This window comes from Cyanobacteria bacterium QS_8_64_29, assembly GCA_003022125.1.
GTDB lineage: Bacteria > Cyanobacteriota > Cyanobacteriia > Cyanobacteriales > Rubidibacteraceae > QS-8-64-29.
The window spans coordinates 1-10,191 of record PXQH01000017.1 but is presented as its reverse complement, the minus strand read 5'-3'; the positions used below and the strand labels follow the sequence as shown (position 1 = coordinate 10,191).

The 10,191-nt window shown below is 64.6% G+C and carries 13 protein-coding genes; 8 read left to right on the top strand and 5 right to left on the bottom strand.

The window, feature by feature from the left end:
* The coding region (locus BRC58_03550) for a photosystem II q(b) protein (protein ID PSP18473.1) at positions 1–672 on the bottom strand (672 nt) is incomplete at its 3' end.
* A gap of 343 nt (positions 673–1,015) precedes the next feature.
* Here BRC58_03550 and BRC58_03545 point away from each other — a divergent pair.
* The 5 genes from BRC58_03545 to BRC58_03525 all read left to right on the top strand — a co-directional run bounded on the left by BRC58_03545 (position 1,016) and on the right by BRC58_03525 (position 4,810).
* Positions 1,016–2,656: a hypothetical protein gene (locus BRC58_03545; protein PSP18472.1), complete on the top strand. Its 1,641-nt coding sequence runs from the start codon at positions 1,016–1,018 to the stop codon at positions 2,654–2,656.
* Between the two features lie 125 nt (positions 2,657–2,781).
* Positions 2,782–2,979, top strand: a complete 198-nt coding sequence (locus BRC58_03540) for a 50S ribosomal protein L35 (GenBank protein PSP18476.1) — start codon at positions 2,782–2,784, stop codon at positions 2,977–2,979.
* Positions 2,980–3,019: 40 nt separating this feature from the next.
* Positions 3,020–3,376, top strand: coding sequence for a 50S ribosomal protein L20 (locus BRC58_03535; GenBank protein ID PSP18471.1), 357 nt, complete (start codon positions 3,020–3,022; stop codon positions 3,374–3,376).
* 53 nt (positions 3,377–3,429) lie between these two features.
* Positions 3,430–4,239 carry an ABC transporter substrate-binding protein gene (locus BRC58_03530; GenBank protein ID PSP18475.1) on the top strand — a complete coding sequence of 270 codons (810 nt, stop codon included), beginning with the start codon at positions 3,430–3,432 and terminating at the stop codon, positions 4,237–4,239.
* A gap of 28 nt (positions 4,240–4,267) precedes the next feature.
* Complete coding sequence (locus BRC58_03525; protein PSP18470.1) at positions 4,268–4,810, top strand: hypothetical protein; 543 nt, start codon at positions 4,268–4,270, stop codon at positions 4,808–4,810.
* 5 nt (positions 4,811–4,815) lie between these two features.
* On the opposite strand, the gene BRC58_03520 is transcribed toward BRC58_03525, so the two are convergent.
* Both BRC58_03520 and BRC58_03515 read right to left on the bottom strand, forming a co-directional pair.
* Positions 4,816–5,850, bottom strand: a complete 1,035-nt coding sequence (locus BRC58_03520; protein PSP18469.1) for a D-glycero-beta-D-manno-heptose-7-phosphate kinase — start codon at positions 5,848–5,850, stop codon at positions 4,816–4,818.
* Between the two features lie 17 nt (positions 5,851–5,867).
* Positions 5,868–6,875, bottom strand: a complete 1,008-nt coding sequence (locus BRC58_03515; GenBank protein ID PSP18468.1) for a saccharopine dehydrogenase-like oxidoreductase — start codon at positions 6,873–6,875, stop codon at positions 5,868–5,870.
* 196 nt (positions 6,876–7,071) lie between these two features.
* Here BRC58_03515 and BRC58_03510 point away from each other — a divergent pair, with 196 nt between their 5' ends.
* The 3 genes from BRC58_03510 to BRC58_03500 are packed head-to-tail and all read left to right on the top strand — an operon-like array spanning position 7,072 to position 8,163.
* Complete coding sequence (locus tag BRC58_03510) at positions 7,072–7,299, top strand: hypothetical protein (protein PSP18467.1); 228 nt, start codon at positions 7,072–7,074, stop codon at positions 7,297–7,299.
* 49 nt (positions 7,300–7,348) lie between these two features.
* A complete protein-coding gene (locus tag BRC58_03505) occupies positions 7,349–7,735 on the top strand; it encodes a hypothetical protein (protein ID PSP18466.1) in 387 nt (128 codons plus the stop codon).
* Positions 7,735–8,163, top strand: a complete 429-nt coding sequence (locus BRC58_03500) for a ferredoxin (GenBank protein PSP18465.1) — start codon at positions 7,735–7,737, stop codon at positions 8,161–8,163. The genes BRC58_03505 and BRC58_03500 overlap by 1 nt, the downstream gene beginning before the upstream one ends.
* Here the strand turns inward: BRC58_03500 and BRC58_03495 are convergent.
* Together BRC58_03495 and BRC58_03490 are read right to left on the bottom strand one after the other, a co-directional pair.
* The gene (locus BRC58_03495; GenBank protein ID PSP18464.1) at positions 8,160–8,807 is read right to left on the bottom strand and encodes a hydrolase; all 648 of its coding nucleotides are present in this window, start codon (positions 8,805–8,807) and stop codon (positions 8,160–8,162) included. The two genes, BRC58_03500 and BRC58_03495, sit on opposite strands and share 4 nt — an antisense overlap.
* 4 nt (positions 8,808–8,811) lie before the next feature.
* Positions 8,812–10,005: an FAD-dependent oxidoreductase gene (locus BRC58_03490; protein PSP18474.1), complete on the bottom strand. Its 1,194-nt coding sequence runs from the start codon at positions 10,003–10,005 to the stop codon at positions 8,812–8,814.
* Positions 10,006–10,191 lie beyond the last annotated feature (186 nt).

The following is a 10,191-nucleotide window of genomic DNA, read 5'->3' as shown; positions in this document are numbered from 1 at the left end:
GCGCACCAGCGACGAGGTCACCAGGCTGCCGTGCATGGCGCTGAACAGCGCGCCGCCGAATACCCCGGCAACCCCCAGCATGTGGAACGGGTGCATCAGCAGGTTGTGCTCGGCCTGGAAGATGAACATGAAGTTGAACGTGGCGCTGATGCCCAGGCCCATGCCTTCACTGAAGCTGCCTTGGCCGATGGGATAAATCAGGAACACAGCCACAGCAGCCGAAACGGGGGCACTGTAGGCCACGCAAATCCAGGGCCGCATGCCCAGGCGGTAGGAGAGCTCCCACTGCCGGCCCAACCAGCAGAAAATGCCAATCAGAAAGTGGAAGATGATGAGCTGGTAGGGCCCGCCGTTGTAGAGCCACTCCTCAATATTGGCAGCTTCCCACAGCGGGTAGAAGTGCAAGCCAACTGCGTTCGAGCTGGGCACGACCGCACCCGAGATGATGTTGTTGCCATCCATGAGCGAGCCGGAAATGGGCTCGCGGATGCCGTCCATATCCACCGGCGGGGCGGCGATGAAGGCGATGATAAAGCAGGTGGTGGCGGTGAGCAGCGTGGGGACCATCAACACCCCAAACCACCCAATGTAGAGGCGATTTTCGGTGCTGGTGATCCAGTTACAGAACTGCTCCCAGAGATTGCCGCTTTCGCGTCTCTCCAGTACTGTCATAGGGATCCCATGGATAATAACTGCACGAAGCCCGACGCCAGGCTGATTGAGCCTGGAGGCTTCTGTTTATAAAAGTAAAAGAATCCAGCCTTTCCTCGGTCGTTAGTTGGCGTTATTAAACGTTATGAGTTGCAGTTAGTTTTGGCGGCGCGATCCAGGCTATTCCCTCAAATGGAGCGTTCTGCTGCTACCGTTTTGGGCATCGGCGTGGGCCAAGGTTAGTAGGAGCGCCGGTGCTAATAGCAAGTTTTGTAAAGCCCAACTTCCCAACTGCGGTTCGCACGCTCGGGCCGGTTATACGATTGAAGCAAAATAACTTTTTTAAAATGCCGCATTTAAGCCCATGTCTGTCGATGAAGCGGTGGCGGCGGTGGAGGCGTTGCTGGCCCAGGAGCGTTTGAATGACTTGCAAGAGAGCATCGTACGCCAAGCCTGGGAGCAACGCAGCTATCCCGAAATGGCTGCCCAGCTAGGCTACGCGCCTAGCTACGTTAAGTACGTTGCATTTCAGCTTTGGCGCCAGCTCTCGGAAGCGCTGGGCGAGCGCGTTACCAAAAGTAACTTTCAGGCTGCCTTGAGGCGCTGGCAAGCCCGCTCGGGGCAAACCGCTTGGGGCAGGCGTGATCGCGCTCAGTGGGCGGCGGCCGATGTCCCGGCCTTTTACGGGCGGGAAACCGAGCTGGCAGCGCTCGATCGCTGGATCCTCACCGAGCGCTGCCGCGCCGTTGCTCTGCTGGGGCTGGGCGGTACGGGCAAAACGGCCCTGGCGGCCAAGTGGCTCGAGACAGCGAGCGCCGCCTTTGATCGGGTGGCGTGGCGATCGCTGGCCGGCCAGCCGAGCGTGGAAATGCTGCTGGCGGATTTGTGCGCCCAGCTCGGTGATCGGCGGCGGCTCCCCAGCGAGGGCGCGCAACAACTCGCCCGATTGCTGGCGCTTTTGCAGCAGCAGCGCTGCCTGCTCGTTTTGGATGGTGCGGAAGCTATCCTGGCAGCGCGATCGGCGGCAGCACCCGGCTGCCCGGCTGGCCATTACGCCAGCGGCTGCGAGCGCTACGCCGATTTGCTCCAGCAGCTTGCGGAATCGAGCCATCAAAGCTGCTTGTTGCTCGCCAGCCGGGAGAAACCCAAAGAGATTGCTGCCCTAGAGGGCGAAGCGCTGCCCGTACGGTCGCTGCTGCTGGGCGGCTTGGCACCCACCCCAGCCCAAGCCGTGGTGCAGGATAAAGGCCGCCTGCGAGGCACCCAAACCGAGTGGACGACGCTGGTGCAGCGTTGCGGCGGCAACCCGCTCGCGCTCAAACTGGCGGCAACGACGGTGCGGGACGTTTTTGAGGGGGACCTATCGGCCTTTTTGGCCGAGGGCACCCTCATTTTTGGTGACATCAAAGCGCTGCTCGATCAGCACTTCGAGCGGCTATCGCGGCTGGAGCAAGAACTGGCCTACTGGTTGGCCATCAACCGAGCGCCAGTGGCCCTAACCGAGCTGCAGGGCGAGATCCTGTCGAACCTGCGATTCGCACGGCTGCTGGAGGGGATGGAGTCGCTCGAGCGGCGGTGCTGGATCCGGCACGTTGCCGCCGAGGCCGCCCCCACTGGCGAGCCGGGCTGCTTGACGCTACAGCCCCTGTTGCGGGATTACGTCACGGACCGCCTCATCGAGCAGGCCGTGCACGAAATCGCCTGCGGGGAGGCAGCCCTACTGCACCGCTATGCCCTGATCGTTCCCGATGCGCCCGCTGCCATCCGCCAGCAGCAGCTCAACGCGCTCTTGGCGCCCGTGAGCGAGCAGCTCCTGCAAGCCCTGGGCACGCCGCTTAATGTCAAAAGCCAGCTCGAGCGCGTTCTGGGGCAGCTGGATGCGCGCTCGCCCCTGGGGGTGGGCTACGCGGCCGAAAACGCCCTTAACGTGCTCCACCAGCTCAATTTCGATTTGAGCGTTCGCGAGGTTTGCGAGCTAGCGCCCCCTCAGGTGTGCCCGACCTGAGCGGAACCGGCGCAACGGCCCGCGGCGCGGCCGGACCAACCGGCATGGGGGATGCGCGCTGCTGCTTTTGCGTTTGCCGGCTGCTTCGCATTAGGATGGGTGTTTGCGTCGAGTCCGAGTTGGCCATGCCCAAGCAAAAGACTTGCAAGTCAGCCGCCAAGCGCTTCCGCAAGACTGGAAAGGGCAAAATCCGCCGCCGCCAGTCCAATCGCAACCACTTGCTGCAGCACAAAGCGGTCGGGCGCAAGCGCCGGCTGGCCAAGCTAACGTTCGTCAAGAAGCGCGATCGCGACAACGTCCATCGGCTGCTGCCCTATCTCTAGTAATGGGGCAGCCCGGCAACGCAGCATTTGAGGAAGAGCTATGACAAGGGTCAAACGCGGCAACGTGGCCCGCAAGCGCCACAAAAAGGTTCTCAAGCGGGCCAAAGGCTTTCGCCTGGCGCACTCGCGGCTGTTTCGTCCGGCCAACCAGCAGGTCATTAAGGCGCTGCGCTATGCGTACCGCGATCGCCGCCGGCGCAAGCGCGACTTTCGCAGCCTGTGGATCGCGCGCATCAATGCTGCAGCCCGCCAAAACAGCACGACCTACAGCCAGCTAACCGGCAAGCTGCGCAAGGCCAACATCCAGCTCGATCGCAAAATGCTGGCGCGCCTGGCCGTTCTGGACCCCCAGGCCTTTTCGCAAGTGGTCGAGCGCGCCCAAGCGAGCTCGCAGTAGCGCCGGCGGAGGCTACCGACAGCAAGCCATGGCGGTGCCCCCGAATGCGCGCGATGCGCCTGCAGTTCCATGCCCGGCGGTGGCTCCGAGGGGGGCTGGCCGCGATCGCGGCGCTGGCCGCCCTGCCAAGCGCAGCGGTTGCTGCGCCGTCGGACGCTCCCGAGGAAGATGATCGGCTCGCGGTCGCCGTTCAGTCCGGGGTGCCGCCGCTGGGCTTTCGGGGCGAGGACGGCCAGCTGCGCGGCTTGCAAGTCGATCTGGCCCGGCGCCTGGCCCAACGGCTGCGGGGCAGTCCGCAAGCGCTCGAGTTGCTACCAGTCGCCAACCGGCAGCGCTTGCAAGCGGTGCTGTCGGGGCAGGCGGACCTGGCGATCGCGCACGTTACGGTTACAGCGGCGCGCTCGCGCCTGGTGAGCTTTAGCCGCCCCTACTATCTCGACGGTACTGCCCTGGTCGCGGCCGAGCCCGATGTGCGCGAGCGGGCCGATCTGGCGGGGCGCAAGATTGCGCTCTTGCAGGGCTCAAGCGCCATTGCCGCCGTGCGCTATGCCCTACCGCAGGTGCAGTTGGTGGCTGTCGATTCTTATCGAGCTGGCCTGGAAGCGCTGGAAGCCGACAAGGCCGCTGCACTCGCTGGCGATCGCAGCATTCTGAGTGGTTGGGTGGATCGGCATCCGGCCTACCGGCAGCTGCCGGGGTGCCTGTCCACCGAACCGATCGGGATCGTGCTGCCCAAAGGGGCCCAGCATGCCGGTTTGCGCCAGCAAGTCAATGCGGCCATTGCCGATTGGCGCCGCTCGGGCTGGCTGCAGCAAACAGTGCGCCAGTGGGGGCTTCCCCAGTCCCAGCCTGATCGCGGATAATGGAGAACGCAGTGCCTGTAGAGGGGTTATGAGCGATGCCCTGCCGGCCCTTTATCTGATCGTCCTGCTGGTTTTGCTGGGGGTGGCTGCCTGGGCAATCGGGCGCGAGGTGCTCAAGCGGCGCCGCACCGAGAGCCGGCTCTCGCAGCTGCAAAACAAGCTCACCCAGCAACAGGGCGAGCCGCACGAGTACTACGAGCTGGGCAGCATCTACATCAGCAAAAAGCTCTACGTGCAGGCGGCTAAAGTGTTCCAGCGGGCCCTCAAGGGGATCCAAAACAGCGAGAGCGAGGTCGCCCCCGAAAACGTTGCTCTGATCTACAACGGCCTAGGGTTTACCTACTTTGCCCAGGAGCAATACGACCTCGCTATCCGCCAGTACAAGGAAGCCTTGGAGCGCTACCCCGAGTACGCCATCGCCCGCAACAACTTGGCACACGCCTACGAGCGCAAGCAGCTCGACAGTCAGGCCCTCGAAGCCTACGAGCAAAACCTACAGTACGACCCCAACAACAAAACGGCTCGCCGCCGAGCCGAATCGCTGCGCAAGCGCACCCTGGCTTCGCAATAGGGGCCCTAGCGGCCGTCTCCATCCAAATAGTGCGCCAGTGCCGCTTGCATCTCGGCCACTGTTGCGGTTGCCGTCCCGAATTTGCGCACCACGACGCTGGCTGCCAAATTCCCCAGAACGGCGGCTTCCCAAAGGGAGGCCCCTGCCGATAGAGCCAGCGTCAGGGCTGCCACGACCGTATCGCCAGCGCCGGTGACATCAAAGACATCGGCGCGGTTGAGCGCGGGCAAGTGCCAAGCAGCACCCGAGCGCTCAAAGGCGCTCATGCCGCTCTCGCCGCGGGTAATTAGCAACCCCTGGGCCTGCGTCAGCTGCAATAGCGCCTGCCCGGCGCGCTCGAGGTCGCCCGCATCGGCAATGGCGTGGCCGGCGGCACGCTCGGCCTCGGGCAGGTTGGGGGTAAACAGCGTGGCCCCGGCATAGCGCGCGAGCCGCGACTGCGCATCGACCACTGTGCGCTCGTGCGCCAAAGCCGCCATGATCGCACTATCGCTCAGGACGCCTTCGCCGTAATCGGAGCACACCACCGCATCAACCGCATCGCGCTGGTGCTGGATGCCGGCGACAATCTGGGCCTCCACCTCCGGTTGGGGCCAGTGGTGGGCGGTGCGATCAAGCCGGACAATTTGCTGGGTGACCGATTGGCGGGCGTGGCCGGCGATGCGGGTTTTGGTCACGGTGGGGCGATCGCGGGCTTCGAGGATGCCTGAGGTATCCACCCCAGCCGCCGCCAGCAACTGCCGCAAGGCCTGGCCTTGCGAGTCGGCGCCCACTAACCCGACGGCCGCCACCTGGCCCCCGAGCTGCGCCAGATTGTAGGTGGCGTTGGCCCCGCCGCCCGGGATTTGCTCCGTGCGCTCGTGGTTGAGGATTAGCACCGGCGCCTCGCGCGAGAGCCGATCCACCTGGCCGGTAACGAACTCGTCTAGGGTTAAATCCCCCACCACCAACACGCGCACGCGCGAGAACGCAGCCAGCAGCGCCGACAGGCGCTCCTGAGCGGCACGCAGCTCGCTGGCAAAAGCATCGGCCGAGGCCATGGCGGTCCCTAGGCGTCCTAGCGCACGAACTGCGGCATGACCTCGACTGCCGAATGCACGCCGTAGGCCCCGCGCTGATGGAGCGCAGCGCCCGCTTTAAGGTAGCCCCAAGCCGGCCCGCAGACGTTGGCAGCCATGCTGGTTTCGTCGCCCAGGGTAAAGGTGTGCGTTGCCGTTTGCCCCTCAAAGGTCTGCCCGGTGACGCGCACGTTCGTGCTGAGCGGCTTTTGCGGGTTGCGCGTATCGACGACCCCACCCACCGAGACGTGATCGCGCGGGCAAATGCCGGCGCGCTCGAGCATGATGTCGTCGGCATGCTCCATGTTCTCGAGGTGCAGCAGCCCGCCGGTTTCGGCCAGTAGCGCCTCAATGTCGGCCTTGCTCATGGCTTGGGCGCGCTCGGTGTCGTGGCCCGGCAAGTGCGCGATGTCTTCGCGGATGGTGGCCCGATAGGCCGCCCAGTTGGCAATGCCAACGCCAAAGGTGATGTCGACGCGCTCGATCTGGCTGAAGCTTTGCGCCGCAACGCTGGCAGCCGCTGTCAGCAGGCCTGGCGTGGCACCGCAACCGCAGAGATAGGTAATGCCGGCCGCTTGCAGCTCGTCCTGGAGCGCCAGCATGGACTCGACGGCACTGGTGCGTTTGAGGGCATCGACCAAGACCCCCTGCCAGCCCGCTTGGATGAACTGCCGCGCGACCGAGGCCATGAAGGTATTGGGCAGGTTGGGCAGGGCTAGGAAATAGCCATCGATGGGGGCCCGCTCGAGCAAGTCTTGAAAGCCGTCATTGCTGAGCGTGCCGCTGCCTTGGGTCGTTCCCACCGAGCGGCCGGATTGGGCAGCAGCAATGCAGGCCTCTGCATCCAAGCCGCCGGGATCGTAGGCATAGCCCTTGCGATCGGCTGCTGCCACCCAGCGCAGCTCTTGCTTGGGAATCAGCGCGCGCGCGGCCGCTTGACCGAGCCCGCCAAAGCCCAAGATGCCAACGTTTAGAGGCTTTTGTGCTGCAGGGGAACGCATGCTCATCGCTTGCCTGAGGTGCCACCGTCCGAGCCTGATTTTAGCCTGCAATGGTGGTGGGGCGTTGGCCCTGAGCCCAAACAGCAATCGAGGCCCATTAAGCTAGCTTCATATTGCTTCAAACCGGTGCCCCGGTATCTGTTAAGATTTGATGCGAACTTCCGTCAACTCGGTTAGCTGGCCGGATCGGGCAGCAGCAACCATGAGCATGGAAACCCTGGAGTTTGTCATCCATCCGGATGGGCGAGTCGAAGAAAAGGTAACCGGCGTGGTGGGGGCCTCCTGCAGCGACGTGACGGCGGCTATCGAGGTGAAGCTCGGAGAGGTCGTCTCGTTCGAGCCCACCTCGGACTACTACGCCCAACCCGCAACGCAATCGGCCAGGACGACCGAGGCCGACACCAATCCCGTCCGCTTTAGCGACTGGTAACGACGCCGCGCTGGCAAGCCAGGTCCCTGTAGGTTGTTGGTGGGAACGCATGTCACATTTCAGCACCGTCAAAACCCAAATTCGCGACCTCGATGCCCTCAAAGGGGCCCTTAGCGACCTCGGCATCGACTGGAAGCCCGGTCCGCAAACCGTCAGGGGCTACCAAGCCCCCGAGCGCGAGGCGGAGGTCGTCATCGAGCAGAACAACGGCTGCGATGTGGGCTTTTGCTGGAACGGCCAAGTCTACGAATTGGTCGCTGACCTGCAGTACTGGCAGCAGCCGTGGTCGGTTAACGGCTTTTTAGAGCGCGTCAACCAGGGCTACGCCTACCGCACCATCCTCGACACGGTGGCCCAGCAAGGCTTTGACCTAGCCGAGCGGCAGCAGAACGAAGATGGCTCGATCCGCGTTGTCGTGCAGCGCTGGAGCGGCTAATGGCAGAGCAAGCCCCGCAACGCTCGGGACAGGAACCAGAACTGGGCGGCGCTTTCCGCGACGCACCGGATCGCTCGGGATCGGAGCCGGAGCTAGGGGGCGAGCTGCGGCAGCAGGGCGTCTACGTTGATGAGGTTACCTGCATCGGCTGCAAGCACTGCGCCCACGTGGCGCCCAACACTTTCTACATTGAGCCCGAGCACGGTCGCTCGCGCGCCATCCGCCAGGATGGCGACCCGCAAGAGACGATTCAGGAAGCCATCGACACCTGCCCGGTCGATTGCATTCACTGGGTGGATTTCGCCGAGCTCGAGCGGCTGGAGGAAGAGCGCCAGTACCAAATCGTTCCCACGGTGGGCTATCCCATCGATGCGGCTGCACTCTCGGTGCGCAACCAGCGCCGAAAAGGCTCGCGCGCGGAGCGCTAGCGCGATCGCTGCAGCCAAAAGGCGCGCAGGCCGCAGGCTTGCGCGCCGCGATAGTCAGCCTCAAGGCTGTCGCCAACGTGCCAAGCCCTGCTGGCGGGGACGCCGTGCCAGTGCAGCGCCGCCCAAAAGATGCGGGCATTGGGCTTGGCAGCCCCCACTCGCGAGGAAACAGTGACGCTATCGAACAGTGCATCCATCCCCAGGGCCGCTAGCACGGCGTGCAGGCGCGAGTCGAAGTTGGAGACCACGCCCAAGGCAATGCCACGCTGCCGCCAGCGCTCGAGCGCCGGCCGGACCTCTGGGTAGCAATACCAGGGCTCGGCCCGCCCAAAGAAGGCGTAGAGCTGGCTGAAAAACGCCTCGAAGTCAGCGAATGCCTCGCGCGCTCCCACCTGGGCGAACGCCGAGCTGGTGACCGCGCGCCACCAGCGGTACTCGTGCGGCGCGATCGCCTCAGGAGGCGCGTGCGGAAACGCCAACGGTGGGGCCGCTGCAAACGCCCGCGCGAAAGCCGCTTGTAGGGGCTCGGCTGCCACCCTCACCCCGTGGTGCGCTGCCTGCTGGCGGTAGAGTTCGCCAATGCTGGCGCGCGGCCCGAACAGCGTACCGACGGCATCTAGCAGGATCAGCTGCGGCGGTGCCATGCGGCTAGCGCGCCAGGGCCGCCAATAGCGGGCGGGCGATCCAGTTGCCCCCTACGGTCAGCTTGTGATTGAGGGTGGGCATGCGGGCCAGATACGCCAGGCGCCGCGCCGTATAGGCCCCCAGTCCCTCCAACTGCAAGCGACCGCTGGTGAGCGTGGCATTGTCAGTGCCTAGGGCCATCATCTCGCCCAGGTGCTGGTAGCGAAAGGGCAGTAGCGGTCGGCCCGTGAGCGAGGCCCAGACGTTCCAGGCACAGTAATCGGCTTGCTGGTAGGCAGCTTGCGCCGTGGGCGGCACTTGCGCGCCCTCAGCATCCCGGCACTCGATGGCATCGCCTACGACAAACACCGCGCTCCCCTCGGCCGCCTGCAACGTCGGCGCGACCTGGAGCTGGCCGCGCTCGTTTTGGGGGAACGGCAGCTCCGCAAGCAGCGAGGACGCGCTCAGCCCGATCGTCCACAAAACGAGCTCCACTGGAAGGGTATCAGTTTGGCCTTTGTAAACCAGCTCGATGCTGTCGGCGCCCACCGAGGCCACTGTCGTCTCGCGATCGATCCAGATTTGCTTGGCCTCGAGCGCGCGCTGGGCAGCTTCGCGGTTAAACGGGGCCGAGCGCTTCAAGATGGCGCCGCCGCGCTCGATCAGGCGCAGCCGGCCGCGCTCGCCCAGGCGATCGGCGACCTTGCAGGCCAGCTCGACGCCGCTGTAGCCGCCGCCCATCACGGCAACGCGGATGCGATCGCGCTCCGAGTGCTCCAGCGCGCGCAGCTGCTGCTGCAGGCGCTGGGCATCGGCCAAGCGCCGAAACGGGATGGCGTGCTCGGCCGCGCCCGGGACCGCTTCCATGGGCGTTTCGCCGCCCACCCCCAGGATGAGCGTGTCGTAGGATAAAGGGGCGCGATCGGCGAGCTGGATCTGCTTGCTGCCGGTATCGATCCCGGTGGCGCGCGCCTGGATGAAGCGGATGCCGGTTCCCGCCAAAATTTCTTCAAACGGGGGCGCAATCTCCCAAGCCTGCAGCTCGCCCGTGACGAGCTCGTATAGCAGCGGCGCAAACAAAAAGCGATCGCGGCAGTCAATCAACACGAGCTCGGGTGGCGCCACCGTATCCCAAGGCAGTTGGCTCAACTGCAGTGCCGCATACAGCCCGCCAAACCCCCCACCGATAATGGCAATGCGGCTCGCTCGCTCGCTCATGAGTTCCTGGCCCAGGCACCGACTCTCAGCATAGCCGACGCCCATGGCAACCATCCGCGAGGCCACCCAGGCCGACTGGCCCGCCATCTTGACACTCCCCTTCCTAAAGGAAGGGGATTCTCGCTTCATTGGGAGGCCCTAGAACTAGCTTGTACCAGCTCCCCGGAACCTTTACCCTCAGCGAGC

Coding starts and splice junctions, on each gene's coding strand:
- BRC58_03545 (PSP18472.1), top strand. CDS start 1,016: ATGTCTGTCGATGAAGCGGTGGCGGCGGTGGAGGCGTTGCTGGCCCAG.
- BRC58_03540 (PSP18476.1), top strand. CDS start 2,782: ATGCCCAAGCAAAAGACTTGCAAGTCAGCCGCCAAGCGCTTCCGCAAG.
- BRC58_03535 (PSP18471.1), top strand. CDS start 3,020: ATGACAAGGGTCAAACGCGGCAACGTGGCCCGCAAGCGCCACAAAAAG.
- BRC58_03530 (PSP18475.1), top strand. CDS start 3,430: ATGCGCCTGCAGTTCCATGCCCGGCGGTGGCTCCGAGGGGGGCTGGCC.
- BRC58_03525 (PSP18470.1), top strand. CDS start 4,268: ATGAGCGATGCCCTGCCGGCCCTTTATCTGATCGTCCTGCTGGTTTTG.
- BRC58_03520 (PSP18469.1), bottom strand. CDS start 5,850: ATGGCCTCGGCCGATGCTTTTGCCAGCGAGCTGCGTGCCGCTCAGGAG.
- BRC58_03515 (PSP18468.1), bottom strand. CDS start 6,875: ATGAGCATGCGTTCCCCTGCAGCACAAAAGCCTCTAAACGTTGGCATC.
- BRC58_03510 (PSP18467.1), top strand. CDS start 7,072: ATGAGCATGGAAACCCTGGAGTTTGTCATCCATCCGGATGGGCGAGTC.
- BRC58_03505 (PSP18466.1), top strand. CDS start 7,349: ATGTCACATTTCAGCACCGTCAAAACCCAAATTCGCGACCTCGATGCC.
- BRC58_03500 (PSP18465.1), top strand. CDS start 7,735: ATGGCAGAGCAAGCCCCGCAACGCTCGGGACAGGAACCAGAACTGGGC.
- BRC58_03495 (PSP18464.1), bottom strand. CDS start 8,807: ATGGCACCGCCGCAGCTGATCCTGCTAGATGCCGTCGGTACGCTGTTC.
- BRC58_03490 (PSP18474.1), bottom strand. CDS start 10,005: ATGAGCGAGCGAGCGAGCCGCATTGCCATTATCGGTGGGGGGTTTGGC.